Below are 21,159 nucleotides of genomic sequence, written 5' to 3' on the forward strand. Positions count from 1 at the left end.
TCTGCGCTCGGGACGAACGGCGCGGGTGCGGGTGCGGCGTCGAATCGTGCCTTCACCGCACGGCGCGCGCCCTTGCGCCAGAATGTCCGGCCCATTCCCCGGACCCACCCATGCTCTTCCGCTGGTTCGAATCGCTGATCGATCCGTTCAAGGATCCGGCCGACGTGATGCCCCCGGGCACGCCCGGGCGCTTCTACCTGTTCTACCTGCGCCAGGTGTGGCCGATGTTCGCCGCGGTGCTGGTGGTGGGCTTCTTCGTCTCGGTCATCGAGGTGTCGCTTTTCGCCTTCATCGGGCGGCTGGTGGACATGGCCAAGGTGGCCGAGGGCGCGGCGTTCTTCCAGCGGCACGGGCGCGAGCTGGCCTGGATGGCGTTCGTGGCGCTCGTCGCGCGGCCCGTGTTCAACGCGCTGCACGACCTGCTGGTCAACCAGGCGATCGTGCCCAACGTGACCGCGCGCATCCGCTGGCAGAACCATCGCTACGTGATCCGCCAGAGCCTGTCGTTCTTCCAGAACGATTTCGCCGGCCGCATCGCCAACCGCATCATGCAGACCGGCAGTTCGCTGCGCGAGTCCGCAGTGCAGATTGTCGATGCGATCTGGTACGTGGCGATCTACACCGGCAGCGCGATCGTGATGTTCGCGCAGGCCGACGCCTGGTTGGCTGCGCCACTAGTGGTCTGGCTGCTGCTGTACATCGCCACGCTGGCGTTCTTCATCCCGCGCACGCGGCAGCGCTCGTGGAAGGCCTCCGAAGCGCGCTCGAAGCTGATGGGACGCATCGTCGACGGCTACAGCAACGTGCTCACGCTCAAGCTCTTCGCGCACACGCGGCGCGAGGAAGCCTACGTCGCCGATGCGCTGCACGACCAGGTCGACAAGACACGCGCGATGACGCGCCAGACCACCGCGATGGACGCCACCATCACCACGCTCAACGGCTTCCTGATCGTGGGTACCTCGGGCCTGGCGCTGTGGCTGTGGAGCCATGGGCAGGTGACCGTCGGCGCGATTGCGCTGTCGACCGGGCTGGTGATCCGCATCAACAACATGTCCGGCTGGATCATGTGGGTGGTCAACGGCATCTTCGAGAACATCGGCACGGTGCAGGACGGCATGGCGACCATCGCGCAGCCGCGCACGGTGCAGGACGCAGCCGGCGCCATGCCGCTGGAAGTCACCCGCGGCGAGGCGCGCTTCGAGGACATCCATTTCCATTACGGCAAGACTGGCGGCGTGATTGCGGGCCTGGATCTCACCGTGCGCGCGGGCGAGAAAATCGGGCTGGTCGGTCCCTCCGGCGCCGGCAAGTCGACGCTGGTCAACGTGCTGCTCCGTCTCTACGACCTGGAGGGCGGGCGCATCCTGATCGATGGCCAGGACATCGCGCGCGTCACCCAGGAAAGCCTGCGTTCGCAGATCGGCGTGGTCACCCAGGACACCTCGCTGCTGCATCGTTCGATCCGCGACAACCTGCTCTATGGCCGTCCGGACGCGACCGAGGCGCAGGTGGCCGAAGCGGTGCGCAAGGCGCGTGCGGACGAGTTCATCCCGACGCTGTCCGATGGTGAAGGGCGGCGCGGCTATGACGCCTACGTCGGCGAGCGCGGCGTGAAGCTTTCCGGCGGCCAGCGCCAGCGCATCGCGATCGCGCGCGTACTGCTCAAGGACGCGCCGATCCTGATCCTGGACGAGGCCACCAGCGCGCTGGACTCCGAGGCCGAGGCGGCGATCCAGGAGAGCCTGGACCTGCTCATGCAGGGCAAGACCGTGATCGCGATCGCGCACCGGCTGTCGACGATCGCGCGGATGGATCGCCTGGTCGTGCTGGACAAGGGGCGCATCGTGGAAAGCGGCACGCATGCGCAACTGATCGCGCATGGCGGCCTGTACGCGCGGCTGTGGGAGCGCCAGACCGGCGGCTTCGTTGCCGCCGAGGATGCGCTCGCCTGAGCGGGCAACCCCGGCAGCGCGGGGTTGCCTGCCGGGGCTCAGTGCCCGTGCGCCGCGCGCAGCTTCTCGCGGGCTTTCGCGTTGAGCTCACCGGTCGGCCCGGCGCCTTCGCTGGACGTGGTGGCGGCCGCGTCGGCCGCCTGCGTCTGCTTGAGCAGACCGCCCAGGCCGAGTGGTTGCGTGCCCGACGAACCGGTCGTCGGTGTCGTGGCGCCGGTACCGATGCCGGCATTCGCATTCAGGCCTGGCGCGGTGGCGCCGGCCTGCGCCGAGCCATGGGCCGTGGCCTGGCCGGCACTGCCGGGGATGACCTGCGCGAACGCGGGAACGGCGAACACGCTGGCGCCGATGAAAGCGGCAAGCAGGGTCTTGTGCATGGGGATCCTCCTTCGGAAGTGTCGCCGCGGAGCCCGCGGTGAGCGGGACACTAGACCGGTTCGTCCCAGTAGGTTCTGAACCGGTCTGGTGGCGCTTAAGCGGGCAGACAGATGGCTGAACGGGGCGGCCGCGGCGCCGGGGCCGGGGCTTGAGCCCACAGGCGCACCCTGGTGTCGTCAGTGGCCATGCGCCTCGGCCTTGGCCCGCACCTTGGCGTCGGCGCCTACCGAGGTGCCGGTCGCGGTGCGGCTCGCGGCGTCGCCGACCGAGCCGGCCGTACGTTGCGTGCTGTCGATGGCCGCATGGGCGCTGTCGCTGACCTGCCCGCCGACGCCGCGCGCGGTGTCCTGGGCCTGGTGTGCCGCAGCGCCGGCATCCACGGCCGCTCCGGCGCGGACGCCGGCGTTCGCAGCGGCGCGTTGATCGCCCGCGCGCACGCCCGCCGAGCCGCTGGCCGCGGTGTCCACCTCCGCGCGGTCGTGGCGATCCAGCGTGTGGCGGGTCTGTTCGGTGGCGCGACGCGTGGCGTGGCGGGCATGGCGGTCGGCGCGCTGCAGGGTCTGGCCCGGCTGGTTACCGAGGCGCCCGGGTACGCCAGTCAGGGCGCCGTTGGCACCGGCCGTTACCCCGGCACCGACCTGGCCGGTACCGCCGAGGCTGACCTGCGCCAGGGCAGGCAGCGCGGCGAACACGCCGGCACCGATCACAGCAGCAAGCAGAGTCTTATGCATGGAACACCTCCAGTCGTGGGAAACCGCGGCATGTCCTCCGCGATGGCCACGACCCTAGGCGGGCGTTCCCGACTTCATTCTGAATACGCCCGCGCCCGCTTAAGCGGGCGGACAGATCGCTGAATGCTCACCTGTCTAGACCGGATGAAAGACGCGCCGCCATCACGGATGTGCGCCATAGGCGCCTGCAGGCGACGGCGACTGCACGCGCAGTGCCGCCGGGCTCGCGGCGGCCAGTCGCGGCGGCATCAGCGCATCGAGCTTGCCCTTCAGGCGCAGCATCGCGACGCTGGCCATGTCGCGGTCGATCACCTTCTGCTCGGCGGTCATCTCCGGCTGCGGCGCACCGGGTGCGCGGGTCAGTTCGGCCAGTTGCGGCGCCAGCACCTGGGTCAGCGCGAAGTAGGGATCGCCATGGATGCCGGCCGCGTCCAGCAGCTTGCCCGGCAACATCCAGGCGGCCAGGCTCTCGCGCCTGGCCGGTTCCGCGTTGCGCGGGTCCAGCAGCAGCCATACGCCCGGCTCGCTCAGCATGTCGCCGCCGTCGACGAAGCCGGTGACGTTGTAGCTGTTGGTCAGCGCCGGCAGGTGGTCGCCGTAGAACAGCAGCAGGGTGGGGCGGTCGCGCCCGGCCAGCAGCTTGGCCAGCCGACCCAGTTCCGCGTCGGCGTGTTCGGCGTGGTAGAGGTAGGTCTGCAGCTCCTGCTTGTCGCGGCCGCTGATGCCGGGCGGCACCGGGATGGCATCGCGAGCGGCCACGTCGGCCGGCGGCACGTCGTAGGGGCCGTGCGCCTCGATGCTGATCGCGAACAGGAACTGCGGCGGGCCCGAGTCCTTGAGCTGGCGCATGATCTCGTCGGTCATTGCGCTGTCGGCCATGTACTTGCCGTCGTTGGGCGAGTTCTTCGGAAATGAGGACTGCGAGAGGAAGCGGTCGAAGCCGATCTTGCGGAAAGCCGCGGCGCGGTTCCAGAACGCCGGGTCGTTGCCGTGGATCGCGGTGGTGCTGTAGCCGTGCGCGCGCAGCGTGCGCACCAGGCTCGGCACCACCTTCTGGTCGAGCGTGAGGTAGGGGAACTGCAGCTCGTCGAAGTAGCGCAGCGACAGGCCGGTAAGCACCTCGAACTCGGTGCGGATGGTGCCGCCGCCGAAGGTCGGTACGTGCAGCGGTCCGCTGGTCCCGCGCTTTTCCAGCCGATGCAGGTTGGGCGTGAAGTGGCTGTCCTCGTAGCCGCGCATGATGCTCGGATCGAAGAACGACTCGCTCTGCACCACCACGATGTCCGGCCGCTCGCCGCTCGGCGATGCGGCGGCGAGCCGTGCCTCCAGCGCCTGGCGGGTCTGCGCGATCAGCGCCTTGGCGGCGCCAGGGTCGGCCTTGTGCCCGCCGTGGCCGTACTGCTGGTGGAACAGCAGCAGCGAGCTGACCAGGCCGGAGTGGTTGGCGGTGACGGTGGGCGACCAGGGTTCGAGCCACAGCACGCGCTGGTTGTAGAGCTTGCCCCAGGCCGCCACGCCGCCGAGCAGGCTGCCGAGCAGCACGACCGCGACGGCACCGCCGAGCAGCCGCTTGCCATAGTTGCGGCGCGGGAACAGCGGCGGCTCCAGCCGCCACATCGCAACGATCAGGGCGATGCCGGCGAGCAACCCGAGGTACGGCCACGGGCTGTGCGGCAGGTAGCCGACCAGCAGGTGCGCGCCGCCCTTGCTGAGCTGGTCGACCATCAGGAAATCGGCCGGCATCAGCGGATTGCCCAGGTTGGCGACCTTCAGCGCGTTGATCTGGTAGAGCAGTGCCTCGAACAGGAACACCAGCCCGAAGGAGAACACCAGCCGCCGGGTGAAGGCCAGCAACGCCCACGCCGCCAGCAGCCCGGGCAGGGCATTGGCCAGGGGGTAGCTCGGCTGGACGAACAGGCGCAGCGGGCCCACGCCCACGCCGCCATCCATCAGGCCGGTCAGCAACACGAAGGCCAGGCTCATCAGCACCACGGCCAGGACGCGCGCGGCAAGCGGGCGCCAGTGCGTGGTGGAGTGGTCGAGAAGGGGCATGGCAGGCAGAGTCCGCTGACGCTACGTGGAGGGAGGGTGACTGTAATCGTGGCGCAATGAATCATATGTTCGCCCGTGGCGGGCGGTTGCTGGCGGTTCATGCGAGCCCGGCTGCGGCACAATGGCCGGATGAGCGCCCCCGAAAGCCCCGCGCTGCGCGTGCTGATCGACGACCGCTACGCCGAACTGGCTGCCCGTTGCCGCGCTGCCGGCGTGGCGCTGCACGACGATGCCGGCGTGGCCGAGCGCATCCGCCGCACGCTGGCAGCCAGCGATTTTGCCTTCGAGGTCTGGCGGCGACAGCCGCAACTGCTGGCCCCGGCGGGCCTGGACCGCCTGCGCGCCGCCGGCGATGCCGGCACCCGCATCGGCGCGCTGGCCCTGCCCGAGGACGAGACCGCCGCCCTGGCCGCGTTGCGCCGGTTCCGCCACGCCGAGGCCTTGCGGCTGGTGTTCCGCGACGTGAACGGGCTGGACGACCTGGCCGAGACGCTCTCGGCCACCAGCGTGCTGTACGAGGCGCTGCTGGGTGTGGCGCTGGGCTGGTCCGAGCGCGCGCTGGCGGCCCGCTACGGCCACGCGCGCAGCGACGATGGCGCGCTGCAGCGGCTGGTGGTGATCGGCTTCGGCAAGCTCGGCGGGGCAGAACTCAACTTCTCCTCCGACATCGACCTGGTGCTGGCCTACCCGCAGGCCGGCCAGAGCGATGGCGCGCGTTCGCTCGACAACAGCGAGTACTTCGTGCGGCTGGGACGCCAGCTCGTGCGCCTGCTCAACGAGCCCACCGACGACGGCATCTGCGCCCGGGTGGACCTTCGCCTGCGCCCGTTCGGCAACGCCGGGCGGCTGGCGCTCTCCTTCGCCGCGATGGAGCAGTACTACCAGAGCGAGGGTCGCGACTGGGAGCGCTACGCCTGGATCAAGGCCCGTCCGGTCGCCGGCGACCGCGCGGCCGGCAAGCAGCTGCAGGACCTGCTGCGGCCTTTCGTGTACCGCAGGTACCTCGACTACACCGCCTTTGCCGGCCTGCGCGAGATGAAGGCGCTGATCGACGCGGAGGTCGCGCGCAAGGACCTGGCCGACAACCTCAAGCTCGGGCCCGGCGGCATCCGCGAGATCGAGTTCATCGTGCAGCTGGAGCAGCTGATCCGCGGCGGGCGCGAACCGTCCCTGCGGGTGCGCGGCCTGCTGCCGGCGCTGGCCGCCTGCGAAGCCCGCGGGCACATCGGCGCGGCGCGCGCCAGGGCGCTGCGCGAGGCCTACCGCTGCCTGCGCCGGGTCGAGAACCGCGTGCAGATGTTGCGTGACGCGCAGACCCACGACCTGCCCGAGGATGCGTTGAGCCGCGAGCGGCTCGCCCGCGGCCTGGGCCACGACGAGTGGGCCTCGCTGGAGGCCGAACTGGCGCATCACCGCGGCGTCGTCAGCGAGGACTTCGCCAGCGTGCTGATGCCCGCCGGCGGGCGCGCCGCGCGCGTCGCCGTGGCCGACGCCACGTTGTGGCAGCAGGCCTGCCAGGGCACGCCGGAGTCCGCTGTGCTGGAGGCGGCCGGCTTCGTGCCCGGCATCGAAGCGGCCGAGGCGCTGGCCAAGCTGCCGCAGGCGGCCTCGGTGCGCGCGATGTCGCCGCGCTCGCGGGAGCGGCTCGATCACCTGATGCCGCACCTGATCGGCGCCGCCCGCGCCAGCACCGCGCCGCTGCCGTGCCTGCTTCGCCTGTGCCGGCTGGTGCAGGCGGTGGCGCGCCGCTCGGCCTATCTCGCGCTGCTGGAGGAGCAGCCCGCCGCGCGCGGTCGCCTGGCGCGGCTGTTCGCCGACAGCGCCTTCCTCGCCGAACGGGTGATCGCCCAGCCCCTGCTGCTGGACGACGTGCTCGATCCACGCATTGATCAGCTGCCGCTCAAGCGTGCCGACATCAGCGCCGAGATCAGCCGCGTGCTCGGCACGCTGGACGAGCGCGAGGCGGAGGCGGAGCTCGAACGCATCAATGAGTTCAAGGCGAGCATCGCCTTCCGCCTCGGACTGGCTTTCAACGACGGCCGTGCCGACGCCGTGGCCACCTCGCGACGCCTGGCCGCGCTGGCTGCCTCGGTCGTCGAGGCGGTCACTGCGCTGGCCGAGCGCGAGCTCGCCGCGCAGCACGGACGGCTGCCCGGCGAAGGTTCGGGCTTCGCCGTGCTCGGCTACGGCAGCCTGGGCGGCGAGGAACTGGGGTTCGCCTCGGACCTGGACCTGGTGTTCGTCTTCGACGGCGCGCGCGCCCAGCTCACCAGCGACGGCGCCCGTCCGATCGACGGCGCACGCTGGTACCAGCGCCTGGCCCAGCGCGTGATGAACTGGCTCTCGCTGCTGACCCGTGCGGGACGTCTCTACGAAGTGGACACGCGGCTGCGTCCGGACGGTTCGAAAGGCCTGCTGGTGAGCAGCCTGGAGGCGTTCGATGCCTACCAGCGCAGCCGTGCGTGGACTTGGGAGCACCAGGCTCTGTTGCGCGCGCGCGCGGTGGCGGGCGATGCGGGTCTGGGGCAGGCACTGGGCGAAGTGCGGCGCGAGGTGCTCGCTGCACCGCGCGAGCGGGGCGCAGTACTGGCCGAGGTCAGCCAGATGCGCCAGCGCTGGCGGGCGGAGCGGGATCGTTCGGACGAGGCGCGGCTGGATCTGAAGCAGGGGCGTGGTGCGCTGCTGGACATCGAGTTCGCGTTGCAGGGGTTGGTGCTTGCGCACGCGGCCGCTCATCCCCAGTTGCTCGGCCATACGGCGAATGCGTCGTTGATCGATGCATGCCGGCGTGTCGGGTTGCTCGATGAAGGGCAGGCCGAGGTACTCGCGCGCGTGCATGCGGACCTTTTGCAGCGTGCCCTGACTTGCACGCTGGATTTGCGCCCACGCATCGCGCCGCGCGAGCCTGTGCTCGAAGCGATATGCACTGAGGTGCGCGTGGTGACTGCCGCGTTGGGTTTCGATTTTGCCTGACGCCCTTGCGCCCTCTCCCCTCGCGGGAGCGGGCTGGGGTGAGGGGCCGCGGCTCGCCGCGATGTGGGCTCAGCGCAACCCGAACTGCCGCCGCACTGTCGCGGCCATGCGCTCCGTCTCGCGCAACGGCGCCTGGCGCGCCGGCGCATCGGCATGGAGATCGTGCAGCAGCCCGCCCTCGCGTAGCGCGCGATGAAAGCGGGCGAGTTTCTCCGGCAGCGGCGTGGGCGCGAAGGTGTGCACGGGACAGCCGACGGCGCAGGCCTCGGAGAGCATGTTGACCGAATCGGGCGTGACCACCAGGCGGTCGGCCCAGGCCAGGACGCCCGGATAGGGATTCGGGCCATCGGCTTGTCCGTGCCAGTGCAGGCCGGCAACGTTGCCGAATGCGCCGCGCAACGCTGCCGCCAGCGCAGACGGCGTGCGCCGCGAGGCAAGCACGAGCAGGCTGCCGCCGTCGCGCTGCTGCAGGGCGCGCAGGCCCTCGATGAATGCATGCGTCCATGCGTGGTCGAGCGGGATGCCATGGCGCGGGCCGCCAAGCAGCACGCCGATGCGTGGTGCCGGCAGATCGGCCAGGTGCGGCCAGGCCTCGCGTGCATCGGCCAGCCATTCGTCGTCGATGGGGTTGAGCGAGCCCAGTGGCGTGAGCACGTTGGCGCCGGTCAGCGCGTCATGGCGCGGTGCGATAACGATGTCCCAACGTGTCGGGGCGATGCGCGGATCGAGGATCTGCACGGTCTGGCAACGACCGCCCGACCATGGGCGCAGCAGACGGGTGAACAAAGCGGCAGCGCGCCCGCAGCCGACCGTCACGCGCGGCCAGGGTGGCGCGAACCGCGCGCGTTCGTCCGGCGGCAGCGCGAATTCGGCGCCCGGCGTCAGTCGCGGCGCCAGCCACGCCCAGGGGCCACGCGGCGCCAGCACCAGCGGTCGCACCGGCAAACCCAGTCGTTCGGCCAGCGCCAGGGCCTGGCGCTGGTTGCCGGCGGCGGCATCGGTGATCGCCCAGCATTCCTCGCGCAGCCCGCTCATGGGGTGGCGACCGGGTCGATTGTTGACGGATTCTGCACGCTGGGTTCCCCGTTCCTCACCCGACCGACCGTGCCTCAGGGCTTACACTTGCGGATCGCCCGCGCCGGACGGCGCGCCATGAATGCATAAGGATACCCATGAGCGAAGTGCTTTCCGAGGCCGCCCTGGACCAGTTGTTCCGCACCGCGCGCACCTATAACGCGTTCCTGCCGACGCCGGTGGAAGACGAGCTGCTTCGTCGCGTATACGCGCTGGCCAAGTTCGGTCCGACCAGCGCGAACTCCTCGCCGATGCGGGTGGTGTTCGTCAAGTCCGACGCGGCCAAGCAGCGGCTCTCGCCCCATCTTTCCGAGGGCAACCGCGCCAAGACCATGGCCGCGCCGGTCACCGCGATCGTGGCCAGCGACCATGCGTTCTACGAGCGGTTGCCGGAGCTCTTCCCGCACGCCGATGCGCGCAGCTGGTTCGTCGGCAACCAGGCGCTTATCGACACCACCGCGTTCCGCAATGCCACCCTGCAAGGGGCCTACCTGATCATGGCGGCGCGCGCGGTGGGGCTCGATTGCGGGCCGATGTCCGGTTTCGACAACGCCGGGGTCGACGAGGCGTTCTTCCAGGGCACCACGGTCAAGTCGAACTTCCTGATCAACCTCGGTTACGGCGATGCCAGCCGCGACCTGTTCCCGCGCAGCCCCCGCCTGTCGTTCGAGCAGGCCTGCACCATCGCCTGACCACCTATCACCGGAGAATCCCCATGCGTGCAATGAAGATCCTCGCTCTGGCGGCCCTGCTGGGCGGCGCCTCCTTGGCCCAGGCCGCACCGGTCACCTACCAGCTCGACCCGCACCACACGATGGTGCTGTTCAGCTGGAGCCATTTCGGCTTCTCGCACCCCACCGCGGAACTGGGTCTGGGGCAGGGCACGCTGGTGTTCGATCCCGATCACCCGGAGCAGGCCAGCGTGCAGGTGACGCTGCCGATGGCCGGGCTGGATACGCACGTGCCGGCGCTCGACAAGCACCTGGCCAAGCCTGATTTCTTCGATGCGGCGCAATACCCGACGGTGACCTACAAGAGCACGAAGGTCGAGCCGCTGGGCAAGGACCACTTCCGCGTCACCGGCGACCTGACCGTGCACGGCGTCACCCACCCGGTGGTGCTCGATGCCACGCTCAACCGGATCGGCAAGCACCCGATGAGCGGCGATCCGTCGATCGGCTTCGATGCGACCGGTACGCTCAAACGTTCGGACTTCGGTGTGTCCGCGTACGTGCCCAACGTGAGTGACGAGATCACCCTGCACATCACGACCGAGGGTTCGGTGGGCAAGTAACGGCGGCTGTCCCGGTAGGAAAAACAAAGCCCGCGTCGGTCACGGCGCGGGCTTTGCATTTGCAGGATGGACTGAGGCCCACCCTTCCGGTCACTGCCGCGTCACGCCTTCCCCGCGCAGCGCTTCGAGCTTGTCCAGGTCCACGCTGGCCACCGCTTCCTTGAGGTCGTCGATGCTGCCGGCGTCGCCATGCGCCTTCACCGTGAAGCGCTGGCCGACCACCACGCTGTACTCGCCGTTGCTGGATTCGTGGTCCCACGCCTCGTGGGTCAGGCGGCCATCGGCGGTGTAGGTCTTTTCGTAGCCGTGGTCGGTGCTGCGCTCTTCTTCCGGCGCCATGGCGCCGGCCATCGCCATCAGCCCCTTGGCGGTGCCCATGTCGGTGACTTCCAGCGTGACCATGCGGCCGTTGTCGTCGCCGTACTCGGCGTGCGCTTCGGTCACCTGCATGCCCATCGCGTTGCTGCGCTGCGCGGAGCTGCTGGTGCGCTTGAGGCCGAGCACCGTCTCGGGCAGGAACGCCTTGACCTGCTCGGCGGACAGCGCCTGTACGTCGCCGTCGTTGCCCATCGCCGCGCCCATCATCTTGTTCATCGCGGCCTGCTGCGCGGCACTGTCGCCCGACTTCTGCGCCGCTTCAAGCTCCTTGCTGGCCTGCTCGGCACGCTCGCCCATGGCCGCCAGCTTGCCCAGCGCGCTGTCCGGATCGACGGTGACGTTGTCGCTGGTGCTGCCCAGGTGTGTGCCGGTCATGGCCGCGCCGGTATAGGCGGCGGTGCCGATCACGCCAGCCACGATCAGTCCGACGATCCAGCTGAGCACGATGGCGATGATCACGGACAGCGCGGTGTAGCCGCCGGCCTTCTCCGGCGGGCACTTCATGGTGAAGGGCAGGCCCAGGTAGAGCAGGTAGATGCCGTAGATGGCACCGGCGATGGCGATCAGCCAGCCGATCCACGGAATGATCACGGCGATGCCGGCGACCCACGAGGCGGTCCAGGAGTAGGCGACCGTCTTGAGCGCCTGCACCATGTCCTTCTGGCCGTTGAAGGTGCCGGCCAGGGCGTTGATCACCAGCGCCATGACGTAGGCGACCACCAGCGACAGCAGGTACTGCAGCACCATGCCGCCGACACCTGCGCCGATCGGCGTGCGCACGTGCATGCCCAGGAAACTGGTGCCGATCAGGCTGTTCTTGATGAAGCCGGCAATCGCCGGGAGCGCGGCGATCCAGACGATGTAGGTGGTGTACAACCCGCCGATGCTGGCCGGCTCGGCGGCGGCGACCGGCCACTCGGTCCTGGGCGTGGCCAGGATGGCCTTTGCACGCGCGATGGCTTTTCCGAAATCCATGGTTTTTCCCCTTGCGACGTATGAATGCGGCGACGGATGGCCGTCGTCCGGGCCGCAGCCTTGCACAGGCTGCCTGCCCATCCACGGTCGTCCCCCTCGAGGCGCCGACCGCCCCTTCGGCCGACACCGGGGCACAGTTGAGGGCAACGACGCGGCGAAGTCCAGTGCAGGCGCCGCGGGCGGCCGGTGGCCACGCGTTGCCGGGGCGTGCGCCTGCTACCATGTGCGGCTCGAAGTCCTCTTCCTGGAGCCTGCCATGTCGCGCCCCCTGCCCGAGGCCGCGCCGATCCCGGCGAATGCCGAAAATCGTTACGAAGTGACGCGCAACGACCTGCCGTTGTCCTGTCCGATGCCGGCCATGGCCCTGTGGAACTCGCATCCGAAGGTCTACCTGCCGATCGTCGAGGATGGCGGGGAGTCCGTCTGTCCCTACTGTGGCGCGCATTACGTCCTGCGGGACTGAATCCCGGGCTTCCGCCGGTTCCTGAACGGCGTCATTCGGCACGATCGCTGCTTGCCAAGGCGGATGAAGGCCACCCAACAACCCCTCATGTCTGCCGTCGTCACTCCCACCCGGCGTCTGGTTGTCGTCCAGCTGATCCCGGCGCTGCACTCGGGCGGGGCGGAGCGTTCGACGCTGGAGGTGGGCCGGGCGCTGGTGGAGGCGGGGCACCGCTCGATCGTGATCTCCTCCGGCGGTCGCCTGGTGGCGCAACTGGAGGCGGAGGGCAGCGAGCACGTCACCCTGGACATCGGCAGCAAGTCGCCGCGCACGCTGTTCCGCCTTGGCGCGCTGCGCCGGCGGTTGCGCGAGCTCAAGCCCGACATCGTGCATGCCCGTTCGCGCCTGCCCGGCTGGCTGGGCTGGTGGGCCCTGCGCGGAATGAACCCGCGCCCGCATTTCGTCACCACGGTGCACGGGCTCAACTCGCCCGGTCGCTACAGCTCGATCCTGCTGCGCGGCGAGCGCGTCATTGCGGTGTCGCAGACCATGCGCGACTACGCCCTGAGCCACTACCCGTGGCTGGACCCGGCACGCGTGAAGGTGATCCCTCGCGGCATCGACCCTGACGCCTTCCCTTATGGCCATCGCCCGGACGACGCCTGGCAGAAGGCCTTCTTCGCCGAGTACCCGCAACTGGCCGGTGCGCCGTTGCTGACCCTGCCGGGCCGCGGCACGCGCCTGAAAGGCCATCACGAGGCGATCGAGCTGGTGGCCGAACTCAAGCGCCGCGGCATCGAGGCGCGCCTGTTGCTGCTGGGCGTGATCGAACCGGGTCGCGAGGCCTATGTGGAAGAGCTCCGCCAGCTGATCCGCGAACGTGGCGTGGATGCGCAGGTGGTGCTGACGCCGCCGCGCAATGATGTGCGCGACATCTATGCGGTGTCCGCGCTGATCCTGCAGCTGTCGACCAAGCCCGAGTCGTTCGGACGCACGGTGGTCGAGGCGCTCTCACTGTGCCGCCCGGTGCTCGGCTACGCCCACGGCGGTGTCGGCGAACTGCTGGCCGAGCTGTATCCGGCCGGCCGCGTGCCGCTGGGCGACCGCCAGAAGCTGGTCGAGCGCGCCGCCGAGCTGCTGCGCGTGGCCCCGCCGATCCCGATGCTGCAGAGCTACCGGCTGTCGGATATGCAGCAGGCGGTACTGGCGTTGTACGGGGAAGTCGCGGGCTGAGGTTGTTGCAGGATGAGGCGGGCAGCCCGCCCGCCTGGCCATGCGCGGTGGGCGAGGCGGCGAGCTCGCCGTCCTCTACAATCCGCCGATGCCCTCGACCCATCCGATTGCCGCCGCCCTGCGCTCGCCACTGCTGCCGTTCTGGCTGGTGATCGCACTGCTGCCGGTCGGGCGCAGTTCGGAACTGGGCACGCTGCTTTGCCTGATCGGCACGATCCTCCTGTTCGTACGTCACCCGCGGGCACTGCACGGGCATGCCGGGGCGCGCCTGCTGCTGGCCCTGCTGGCCTGCTATGTCGGCGCGGCGCTGCTGTCCTCGTTCGACGCGGTGGCGCCGGCCAAGAGCTGGAGTACCGCCACCGGCCTGCTGCGCTATGTGCCGCTAGGCTTGTATGCCTGCTTTGCGATCCGCCGCGACGACCGTCTGCGCGCGCTGTTGTTCGCAGTCGCGGCGGTCGTTGCGCTCTGGGTTGCCGACGCGTGGGTGCAGGCCTTTACCGGCTTCAGCCTCGGCGGACACGCCGACGCCGAACGTGTTTCGGGCATTTTTGGCGCGGACAACCTCAAACTCGGTCCCACCCTGTCCGTGCTTGCGCCGTTCGCCCTGTGGGCGGCGCGCGAGCGCTGGGGACGCACGGGTCTGGTGCTGGCTTTCCTGCTGTTGCTCGGCCCGGTGCTGCTGGCCGGCTCGCGCGCGGGCTGGCTCTGCTACGGCCTGGTCGCGCTGGCGTTCGCCTGGCGGGAGGCCGGTTCGGCGCGCCGGATCGCGCTCTGGTGTGGCCTGGGCCTGGTACTGGTGGCGCTCGCCGGAACGTTGGCCTGGCGCACGTCCGGCCGCTTCCAGGACCGCATGGAGCGGACCCTGGCCGTGTTTGCCGACGAACCGCAGGGCCTGGACGAGGCGCTCACCGGCCGGCCGGCGATCTGGCGCGCCAGCGTGCGGATGCTGGCCGACCATCCCTGGAATGGCGTGGGCGTGCGCGGCTTCCGCTACGTCTATCCCGACTATGCGCCGGCCAACGACCATTTCGTGGTCGAGGAAGCCTGCGGCGTGGGCGAGGGCGCCTGCCATGCGCACCAGGTGGTGCTGGAAGTGCTGAGCGAAACCGGTGCGGCCGGCTTCGCGCTCTGGCTGGTCGCAACCTTCCTGGCACTGCGCGCGTGGCGTCGGCAGGGCCCGGCGGCGCGGTCGCGGGCGTTCCCCGTGACGGTGGCGCTGGCGGTCATGCTGTTCCCGCTCAACACGCACCTGGCTTTCTATTCGGCCTGGTGGGGGCTGCTGTTCGCCTGGCTGCTGGGATTGTGGTGCGCGGCGCTGTTCATCGAAAAAGACGTCATCGAGAAGGATGCTGTCATGGATGCGCGCGATGCGTGAGCCGCTGTCGGTCGTGGTGACGACTTACAACAGCGCGGACACGCTGGAGGCGTGCCTGGGTTCGGTGGCGTGGGCCGAGGAAATCGTCGTCCTCGATTCAGGTTCGACCGACGCCACCGCCGCGATCGCGCGAGGCCATGGCGCGCGATGGCACGAGCAGCCTTTCGCCGGCTACAGCGCCCAGAAACAGGCTGCGATCGACCTGGCCCGGCATCGCTGGGTGCTGCTGCTGGATTCGGACGAGGCACTTCCACCGGATGCCGCAGCGCCCGTGCAACGCGCGCTGGAGGCTCCGGCCTGCGCGGGCTATCAGCTGTGGCGGCGCGAATGGGTGTTCTGGCGCTGGCAATCGCCGCGCGCCCGGTTCAACCACTACGTGCGGCTATTCGATCGCGGGCACGCGCGCATGAGCGGGCACAGCGTGCACGAGGCGGTCGAGGTCGATGGCCCGGTCGGCAGGCTCGATGTCGTGCTGGACCATTTCGGCGAACCGGACATCGCCGGACGTGTGGACAAGGCCAACCGCTACTCCACGCTGCAGGCAAACGAAGACGCGCGGCGCCAGCGCGCCTCGCTGGGCTGGCGGATGGTCGCTTATCCGACGATCGCGTTCCTGCGTTACTACCTGCTGCGCGGCCACTGGCGCGCCGGCTGGGCAGGCTTCATCGCCGCGCGGGTGCATGCCTTCTATGCGTTTCTCAAGTACGCCAAGCTGCACGAATCGCGCGTGCGCAACGCATCCGGCTCGGCGCGTCACCCGCGTCAGCGGTAGACCGGCGGCGCGCCCGGTGGACGGGTCTTGAAGCGCTTGTGCACCCACAGGTACTGCTCGGGCGCGGCACGTACCATCTGCTCGATGCCGGCGTTGACGCGCGCGGTGTCGGCGGCGGCATCGCCGTCCATCGGCAGCGGTGCGCCCAGCCGCATCGCATAGCCGCCTTTGGGCAGGCGCTGGTGGAAGAACGGGATCACCTGCGCCTTGCCCATCCGCGCCAGGTGGTGGGTGGCCGTGATGGTCGCCGCGGGCACGCCGAAGAACGGCACGAACACGCTGTCCTTGCTGCGCATGTCCTGGTCGGGGGCATACCAGACCGTGCCACCGCCGCGCAGGTATTTCACCGTGCCGCGGATGTCGTCCTTCTCGAACATGGCTGCCGCGTAATGCAGCCGCGCGCGCAGCACGGTCCACTCGAAGACGGCCGAGTCCATCCGGCGATACATCCCGGCGATCGGGATGCGTTGCGAGATCAGCCGTGCGCAGAGTTCCAGGTGCGAGAAATGCCCGCCCACCAGCAGCACGCCCTGGCCTTGCGCACGCGCCGCTTCCAGGTGTTCCAGGCCCTCGATGCGCGTGGGAATGCGCGCGATCGCGCGGTCGGAGCCCATCCAGCCGAGCGCGAACTCGACCAGCATCAGGCCGATGTCGGTCAGGTGCGCCTTGACCAGCGCTTCTTGCTGGCGCGCATCCAGTTCGGGAAAGCACAGCGCGATGTTGGTCTGGGCGATGCGTCGCCGGCGCGAGGGCACGTGCCGGATCAGCGCACCGAGTATCCGGCCCAGCCCCAGCAGCCACCGGTAGGGCAGGCGTGCGATCAGCCAGATCAAGCCTACGCCCAGCCAGGCGGGCCAGTGGCGCGGGGCAAGCAGGGCGGGATCGAAGGAGGGGCGGGGCATGCCGGGCATCCGGGGGATTGTAGCGTCGAAGCCCTCGCCCTTTCGGGGGAACTGGGCGCAGGGGCGTGCTCGCGATAAAGCTGTATCGAGCCCGGCCCACGACGGCCCCCCTGCCAGCCTGATTCCCTCGTTGCGGCTCTCTCCCCGGAGGAGAGGGCCGCAAGCCACCGCCTATAATCCCGTCATTCCGACCGTCTGGCCTTCCGTTGCGCTACTTCTATACCTTCGTGATGTACCTGGCGACGCCGCTGATCATGCTTCGCCTGTGGATCCGTGGCGCGCGCTACGGCAACTATCACCGGCGCTGGCCCGAGCGCTTCGGCCTGTTCCAGCGCCCGCAGTTCAGCGGCAGCCTGTGGGTGCACGCGGTATCGGTTGGCGAGGTCAACGCGGCCGAACCGCTGATCAAGGCGCTCAGGCACGACTATCCCAACGCGCCGCTGGTGGTCACCACGGTGACGCCGACCGGGTCGGCCCGCGTGCATCAGCTGTTTGGCGACAGCGTGTTCCACGTCTACCTGCCCTACGACCTGCCTTTTGCGGTGCATCGCTTCCTCAAGCGCGTGCGCCCGCGACTGGCGCTGATCGTGGAGACGGAAATCTGGCCCAACCTCTATTTCGCCTGCCGCCGTCGCGGCATTCCGCTGATGATCGTCAATGCGCGGCTGTCCGAGCGCTCGATGCGTGGCTACCGGCCGCTGCTCTCGCTGGTGCGACCGGCGTTGCGCACGGTCCGGCAGATCGCGGCGCAGTCGCGCACCGATGCGGCGCGCTACCGGTTGCTGGGCGCGGACGCGGCGAAAGTGGTGGTCAGCGGCAACCTGAAATTCGACATGCCCGTCCCCGATGGCGCGGTGGACAAGGGGATGGCCCTGCGTGCGCAATGGGGATCGCGGCGCCCGGTGTGGATCGCCGCCAGCACGCACGAGGGCGAGGAACTGGCGGTGCTGGAAGCGCACCTGGACGTGTTGCGCCGCCTGCCCGATGCCTTGCTGCTGATCGCGCCGCGCCACCCGGAGCGCTTCAAGCTGGTCGAGCACTCGGCGCGCAGCCTGGGCTTCAGCGTCGCTACGCGCAGCGTCGAGCAGGTGCCGGGTGCGCAACAGGTGTTCGTGATCGACGCGATGGGCGAGTTGATGCCATTCTACGCGGCTTCCGACCTGGCATTCGTCGGCGGCAGCCTGGTGCCGATCGGTGGGCACAACGTGCTCGAACCGGCCGCGTTGTCGCGACCGGTGCTGGTCGGCCCGCATACTTTCAACTTCGAGGAGATCACCCTCACGCTGATCCGCGAGGGAGGCGCCGACCGCGTCGCGCACGTCGACCAGCTGGGCCATGACGTGCTGGAACTGTTGCGCGACGAACGCCGGCGCAAGCAGATGGGCCGCCAGGCACGACGCGTGTTCGACAGCGAGCGTGGCGCCGTGGCGCGGGTGATGGAACTGATCGACCGCGTGCTGGGGGAATAGCCCGGCAGGCTTCACCCCTCCGCGGCGCCGCCGGGGAGGGGTGATCCCACATCACTGAAGCAGCGAGTTGACCGCCTCGATGTCTTTCACGTCGATGGTGCCGGCGGCCTGCTTGAGCTGCAGCTGATCCAGGATCAGCGCGTGGCGCGACTGCGAGTAGCTGCTCTCGGCCTGCGTCAGCGTCTGGATCGCATTGAGCACGTTGAGCATCGTCTGCGTACCGACGTCGAAGCCGGCGCGGGTGGCTTCCAGCGCCTTCTGGCCGGATTCGACCGAGGCCTTGTTGGCTTCCACCTGGCTGATGCCGGCGATCACCGAGCGGTAGAAGTTGAGTGTGTCGCGGGTGACCTGGCGGCGCTGGGCTTCCAGCGAGTCCTCGGCCGCGTCGCGCTGGTAGATCGACTGGCGAACGCGCGACTGCGTGGCGAAGCCGGAGAAGATCGGCACGTTGAGCGTGATGCCCACGGTCGTGCCGTAGCGGCCGTTGCGGTCGGCGAAGGCGCCGCTCATGTTCTCCAGCCAGTTGGCCGATGTGCCGCGGCTGACCGAGGCGTTGATCGTCGGCAGATGGCCGGCGCGGGCGGAGTTCACCGCATGCGAGGCGGCCTCGACGTTGTACTGCTGGGCGATCACGTTCGGGTTCTTCTTCTGCGCCTGCTGCACCCAGGCGTTCGGATCGGTCGGGTTGGGCGGCACCATCGGCAGGTCGTCGCGCAACTGCTTGAGGTCGCCGACCGGCTTGCCGGTGATCTGGGCGAGCGCTTCGCGCGCGTCGTTCAGCGCATTGTTGGCGGCGACCGTCTGCGCCTTGGCCAGCTCGTAATACGACTTGGCCTGGTACACGTCGGTGACCGCCGAGAGGCCCACGTTGAAGCGCTGCTCGGCCTGTTCGTAGGACTGGCGGAAGGCATCCTCGTTGGCCTTGGCGTAAGCCAGTTCGTCCTGGCTGGTCAGCACGCCGAAGTAGGCGGCGGTCACGCGCACCAGCAGTTCCTGCAGTGCCGCGTCGTACTGCGCGCTCTGCGAATCTGCTTGCGATTCGGCCGCGTGCAGGTCGGCGATCTTGCTGAGATCGAGGATGGTCTGGCTCAACTCCAGCGATTCGTCGCGGCTGCGCAGGTGGCCGGCATTGAGCGGCGCACCGCCTTCGGTGACGGTCTGCGTATTGGCGCCGCTGGACTGGCTGAAGGTGGCGCGGCCGGACAGCTGCGGCAGCAGCAGGGCACGGCTCTGCGTCACGTTCTCGCCAATCGACAGGCGCTGCGCCTCGGCCTGGGAGAGCACCGGGTCATTGGCGCGCGCTTGGCGGTAGGCGTCCATCAGGTCCTCGCCGTGACCGGGCAGCGAGATCGCCGACATGGCCAGGGCGAGGGTCAGCAGCTTCAAGCGCATCGGGGTTGCCTCATGCAATCGATAGGAAGTCAGAAAACGAAACGTCGGGGCGGCTCGGCGTGAGCCAGGTACGGCAGGTCGGTCTCGAACAGGTAGTCCTCGCGGAAACCGCCGGCACCGGCCTGGGTCAGCAGTACGGCCTGCTGCACGGGCGACTCGCCACGGATCGCCAGCAGGCGCCCGCCCGGCTTGAGCCAGCCCAGGAAACGCTGCGGGACCTGCCACACGGCGCCGGTCACCACGATGGCGTCGAACTTCTCCTGCGGCTGCCACTCCTGTACCGCGTCGGCGGTCACCAGGGTGGCGTTGGCGATGCCGGCCGCGGTCAGGCGCGACTGCGCGGCGGCGGTGAAATCGCCATGCACGTCGACGCTGGTCACGTGCGCGGCCAGGCGCGCCATGCAGGCGGTGAGGAAGCCCGAGCCGGTGCCGATCTCCAGCACGCGGTCGGTCGGCTTCAACTCCAGCGCCTGCAGCACGCGACCCTCGATCACCGGCTTCATCATCACCTGGCCGTGGCCGATCGGCAGGCACAGGTCGGCGAAGGCGAGCTGGCGGTGTTGCGGGGCCACGAAGTCCTCGCGGCGCACCTGCGCCAGCGCATCGAGCACGCGCGTATCGAGCACATCCCAGGGTCGCACCTGGTTCTCGACCATGTTCTGCCGTGCCTGTTCGAAATTCATCGCCATGGTCTTACGTCCGCAAGAATCAAAAAGATCAAAAGGATAAGCGTTCGGAGGCCGTCGCGACAGTGACGGTTAGCGTGCGGCCTGGAGGCGGGTGCCCGAAGTGCCGGAAGTCACCGCGCCGGATTGACGGAAGTCATGCCCGGCGCGCTGTCCGCGGACACCCGGCCGTTTCGGGGCCGACATCGCGCCGGGAACGTGGACGCCATGGCGGTACAATGCGCGCGAGGCACGAACGGTCGGTGGCACGGCTGCTTTCAGGAAACTGGAAATAAGTGAACCGATCCGTATAATAAAGTGCCTGTTCCTTCTTGTGAAGCTGCTTCCACCCAAGGTGTCACCATGAATTGTCCCGCCCATGCCAAGGCCCCCGGTCCCGGTCGTCCGAAGGACATGGAGAAGCGCGCGGCGATCCTGGAGGCGGCCAAGGCGCTGTTCATCCGCAATGCCTTCGCCGGGACCAGCATGGACGCGGTGGCCGCCGAGGCGGGCGTATCCAAGCTCACCGTCTACAGCCACTTCGGCGACAAGGACAATCTCTTCCGCGAAGTCATCCGCGCCCGCGTGAACGACCTGCTGCCGGAAGAGACCTACCACTTCGACCCCCGCGAGGACATCGCCGACACGCTGCTGCGCGTGGCGCTGACCCACGCCAAGCTCGACTGCAATGCCGAGACGGTCGGCACCTTCCGCGCGATCCTCTCCGACTGCCGCCAGGGCAACCCCCGCTACGGCCGACTGATGTGGGAAGAGGGCGCCACGCGCACCCAAGGCTTGATGGAACGCCTGCTGCAGCAGGCGGTTGACGCCGGCAAGCTGCAGATCGACGACGTGCCGCGCGCCTGCGTGCAGTTCCTCACCCTGATCAAGGGCAACCTGATGATGCGGCAGATGTTCGGCTGCTGCGAATGCCCGGACAGTTATGCGGCCGAGATCGAGGCGACTGCCCGCTCGGGGGTGAAGATGTTCCTGCGTGCCTATTTGCCGCGCTGAGACAAACTAAGGTGACGTAAGCCCAGCTTCGTCACGCTTCCCGGCAAGATCCTTGGCGGGCTGAAGCCCACTCTGCGGCGTCCGC

18 protein-coding genes are annotated in these 21,159 nt (G+C 69.2%); 10 read left to right on the top strand and 8 right to left on the bottom strand.

The window, feature by feature from the left end:
- The first annotated feature begins 110 nt into the window (after window positions 1–110).
- Entirely contained in the window at window positions 111–1,955 is a 1,845-nt protein-coding gene (locus ACFWZ3_RS16150; RefSeq protein WP_439708703.1) for an ABC transporter ATP-binding protein, read from the top strand.
- A gap of 38 nt (window positions 1,956–1,993) precedes the next feature.
- On the opposite strand, the gene ACFWZ3_RS16155 is transcribed toward ACFWZ3_RS16150, so the two are convergent.
- The 3 genes from ACFWZ3_RS16155 to ACFWZ3_RS16165 form a co-directional block, all read right to left on the bottom strand.
- Window positions 1,994–2,332, bottom strand: coding sequence for a hypothetical protein (locus ACFWZ3_RS16155; RefSeq protein ID WP_439708704.1), 339 nt, complete (start codon window positions 2,330–2,332; stop codon window positions 1,994–1,996).
- A 177-nt stretch (window positions 2,333–2,509) separates the two neighbouring features.
- Complete coding sequence (locus ACFWZ3_RS16160; protein WP_439708705.1) at window positions 2,510–3,064, bottom strand: hypothetical protein; 555 nt, start codon at window positions 3,062–3,064, stop codon at window positions 2,510–2,512.
- Window positions 3,065–3,226: 162 nt separating this feature from the next.
- Window positions 3,227–5,116 (bottom strand): LTA synthase family protein, encoded by a 1,890-nt coding sequence (locus tag ACFWZ3_RS16165; protein ID WP_439708706.1) that lies wholly within the window; start codon window positions 5,114–5,116, stop codon window positions 3,227–3,229.
- A 129-nt stretch (window positions 5,117–5,245) separates the two neighbouring features.
- On the opposite strand from ACFWZ3_RS16165, the gene glnE reads away from it, so the two are divergent.
- Window positions 5,246–8,089, top strand: a complete 2,844-nt coding sequence (gene glnE, locus ACFWZ3_RS16170; RefSeq protein WP_439708707.1) for a bifunctional [glutamate--ammonia ligase]-adenylyl-L-tyrosine phosphorylase/[glutamate--ammonia-ligase] adenylyltransferase — start codon at window positions 5,246–5,248, stop codon at window positions 8,087–8,089.
- Between the two features lie 69 nt (window positions 8,090–8,158).
- Here glnE and ACFWZ3_RS16175 read toward each other — a convergent pair whose 3' ends face one another.
- Complete coding sequence (locus ACFWZ3_RS16175; protein WP_439708708.1) at window positions 8,159–9,124, bottom strand: mitochondrial fission ELM1 family protein; 966 nt, start codon at window positions 9,122–9,124, stop codon at window positions 8,159–8,161.
- 137 nt (window positions 9,125–9,261) lie between these two features.
- Here ACFWZ3_RS16175 and ACFWZ3_RS16180 point away from each other — a divergent pair, with 137 nt between their 5' ends.
- Window positions 9,262–9,855, top strand: coding sequence for a malonic semialdehyde reductase (locus tag ACFWZ3_RS16180; protein WP_439708709.1), 594 nt, complete (start codon window positions 9,262–9,264; stop codon window positions 9,853–9,855).
- 23 nt (window positions 9,856–9,878) lie between these two features.
- Window positions 9,879–10,457, top strand: a complete 579-nt coding sequence (locus ACFWZ3_RS16185; RefSeq protein WP_439708710.1) for a YceI family protein — start codon at window positions 9,879–9,881, stop codon at window positions 10,455–10,457.
- Window positions 10,458–10,547: 90 nt separating this feature from the next.
- Here the strand turns inward: ACFWZ3_RS16185 and ACFWZ3_RS16190 are convergent, their stop codons facing one another.
- Window positions 10,548–11,810 carry a Yip1 family protein gene (locus ACFWZ3_RS16190; RefSeq protein ID WP_439708711.1) on the bottom strand — a complete coding sequence of 421 codons (1,263 nt, stop codon included), beginning with the start codon at window positions 11,808–11,810 and terminating at the stop codon, window positions 10,548–10,550.
- 256 nt (window positions 11,811–12,066) lie between these two features.
- Here ACFWZ3_RS16190 and ACFWZ3_RS16195 point away from each other — a divergent pair, with 256 nt between their 5' ends.
- From ACFWZ3_RS16195 to ACFWZ3_RS16210, 4 genes are all read left to right on the top strand, one after another.
- Window positions 12,067–12,273: a zinc-finger domain-containing protein gene (locus ACFWZ3_RS16195; RefSeq protein WP_439708712.1), complete on the top strand. Its 207-nt coding sequence runs from the start codon at window positions 12,067–12,069 to the stop codon at window positions 12,271–12,273.
- 87 nt (window positions 12,274–12,360) lie between these two features.
- A complete protein-coding gene (locus ACFWZ3_RS16200) occupies window positions 12,361–13,485 on the top strand; it encodes a glycosyltransferase (RefSeq protein WP_439708713.1) in 1,125 nt (374 codons plus the stop codon).
- Between the two features lie 88 nt (window positions 13,486–13,573).
- On the top strand, window positions 13,574–14,860 hold the full coding sequence (locus ACFWZ3_RS16205) for an O-antigen ligase family protein (protein ID WP_439708714.1): 1,287 nt from the start codon (window positions 13,574–13,576) through the stop codon (window positions 14,858–14,860).
- Window positions 14,844–15,632 carry a glycosyltransferase family 2 protein gene (locus ACFWZ3_RS16210; protein WP_439708715.1) on the top strand — a complete coding sequence of 263 codons (789 nt, stop codon included), beginning with the start codon at window positions 14,844–14,846 and terminating at the stop codon, window positions 15,630–15,632. The genes ACFWZ3_RS16205 and ACFWZ3_RS16210 overlap by 17 nt, the downstream gene beginning before the upstream one ends.
- Here the strand turns inward: ACFWZ3_RS16210 and lpxL are convergent.
- Window positions 15,623–16,534, bottom strand: a complete 912-nt coding sequence (lpxL, locus tag ACFWZ3_RS16215; protein ID WP_439708716.1) for an LpxL/LpxP family Kdo(2)-lipid IV(A) lauroyl/palmitoleoyl acyltransferase — start codon at window positions 16,532–16,534, stop codon at window positions 15,623–15,625. The genes ACFWZ3_RS16210 and lpxL overlap by 10 nt on opposite strands.
- Window positions 16,535–16,740: 206 nt before the next feature.
- On the opposite strand from lpxL, the gene waaA reads away from it, so the two are divergent.
- The gene (gene waaA / locus ACFWZ3_RS16220; protein WP_439708717.1) at window positions 16,741–18,003 is read left to right on the top strand and encodes a lipid IV(A) 3-deoxy-D-manno-octulosonic acid transferase; all 1,263 of its coding nucleotides are present in this window, start codon (window positions 16,741–16,743) and stop codon (window positions 18,001–18,003) included.
- A 51-nt stretch (window positions 18,004–18,054) separates the two neighbouring features.
- On the opposite strand, the gene ACFWZ3_RS16225 is transcribed toward waaA, so the two are convergent.
- Complete coding sequence (locus ACFWZ3_RS16225; protein WP_439708718.1) at window positions 18,055–19,395, bottom strand: TolC family outer membrane protein; 1,341 nt, start codon at window positions 19,393–19,395, stop codon at window positions 18,055–18,057.
- Window positions 19,396–19,424: 29 nt separating this feature from the next.
- Window positions 19,425–20,084 carry a protein-L-isoaspartate O-methyltransferase family protein gene (locus ACFWZ3_RS16230; protein WP_439708719.1) on the bottom strand — a complete coding sequence of 220 codons (660 nt, stop codon included), beginning with the start codon at window positions 20,082–20,084 and terminating at the stop codon, window positions 19,425–19,427.
- Window positions 20,085–20,423: 339 nt separating this feature from the next.
- Here ACFWZ3_RS16230 and ACFWZ3_RS16235 point away from each other — a divergent pair, with 339 nt between their 5' ends.
- Window positions 20,424–21,074 carry a TetR/AcrR family transcriptional regulator gene (locus ACFWZ3_RS16235; protein WP_439708720.1) on the top strand — a complete coding sequence of 217 codons (651 nt, stop codon included), beginning with the start codon at window positions 20,424–20,426 and terminating at the stop codon, window positions 21,072–21,074.
- Window positions 21,075–21,159: the final 85 nt, after the last annotated feature.

This window comes from Frateuria sp. GZRR35, from assembly GCF_051900415.1.
GTDB lineage: Bacteria > Pseudomonadota > Gammaproteobacteria > Xanthomonadales > Rhodanobacteraceae > Frateuria_A.

Excerpts from the sequence above, each read along its gene's own strand:
- ACFWZ3_RS16210 (WP_439708715.1), top strand. The coding sequence starts at position 14,844 with ATGCGCGCGATGCGTGAGCCGCTGTCGGTCGTGGTGACGACTTACAAC.
- ACFWZ3_RS16160 (WP_439708705.1), bottom strand. The coding sequence starts at position 3,064 with ATGCATAAGACTCTGCTTGCTGCTGTGATCGGTGCCGGCGTGTTCGCC.
- ACFWZ3_RS16205 (WP_439708714.1), top strand. The coding sequence starts at position 13,574 with ATGCCCTCGACCCATCCGATTGCCGCCGCCCTGCGCTCGCCACTGCTG.
- ACFWZ3_RS16185 (WP_439708710.1), top strand. The coding sequence starts at position 9,879 with ATGCGTGCAATGAAGATCCTCGCTCTGGCGGCCCTGCTGGGCGGCGCC.
- glnE (WP_439708707.1), top strand. The coding sequence starts at position 5,246 with ATGAGCGCCCCCGAAAGCCCCGCGCTGCGCGTGCTGATCGACGACCGC.
- ACFWZ3_RS16180 (WP_439708709.1), top strand. The coding sequence starts at position 9,262 with ATGAGCGAAGTGCTTTCCGAGGCCGCCCTGGACCAGTTGTTCCGCACC.
- ACFWZ3_RS16195 (WP_439708712.1), top strand. The coding sequence starts at position 12,067 with ATGTCGCGCCCCCTGCCCGAGGCCGCGCCGATCCCGGCGAATGCCGAA.
- ACFWZ3_RS16190 (WP_439708711.1), bottom strand. The coding sequence starts at position 11,810 with ATGGATTTCGGAAAAGCCATCGCGCGTGCAAAGGCCATCCTGGCCACG.
- ACFWZ3_RS16225 (WP_439708718.1), bottom strand. The coding sequence starts at position 19,395 with ATGCGCTTGAAGCTGCTGACCCTCGCCCTGGCCATGTCGGCGATCTCG.
- ACFWZ3_RS16155 (WP_439708704.1), bottom strand. The coding sequence starts at position 2,332 with ATGCACAAGACCCTGCTTGCCGCTTTCATCGGCGCCAGCGTGTTCGCC.
- ACFWZ3_RS16200 (WP_439708713.1), top strand. The coding sequence starts at position 12,361 with ATGTCTGCCGTCGTCACTCCCACCCGGCGTCTGGTTGTCGTCCAGCTG.
- ACFWZ3_RS16150 (WP_439708703.1), top strand. The coding sequence starts at position 111 with ATGCTCTTCCGCTGGTTCGAATCGCTGATCGATCCGTTCAAGGATCCG.
- ACFWZ3_RS16235 (WP_439708720.1), top strand. The coding sequence starts at position 20,424 with ATGAATTGTCCCGCCCATGCCAAGGCCCCCGGTCCCGGTCGTCCGAAG.
- ACFWZ3_RS16175 (WP_439708708.1), bottom strand. The coding sequence starts at position 9,124 with ATGAGCGGGCTGCGCGAGGAATGCTGGGCGATCACCGATGCCGCCGCC.
- ACFWZ3_RS16165 (WP_439708706.1), bottom strand. The coding sequence starts at position 5,116 with ATGCCCCTTCTCGACCACTCCACCACGCACTGGCGCCCGCTTGCCGCG.
- ACFWZ3_RS16230 (WP_439708719.1), bottom strand. The coding sequence starts at position 20,084 with ATGGCGATGAATTTCGAACAGGCACGGCAGAACATGGTCGAGAACCAG.
- lpxL (WP_439708716.1), bottom strand. The coding sequence starts at position 16,534 with ATGCCCCGCCCCTCCTTCGATCCCGCCCTGCTTGCCCCGCGCCACTGG.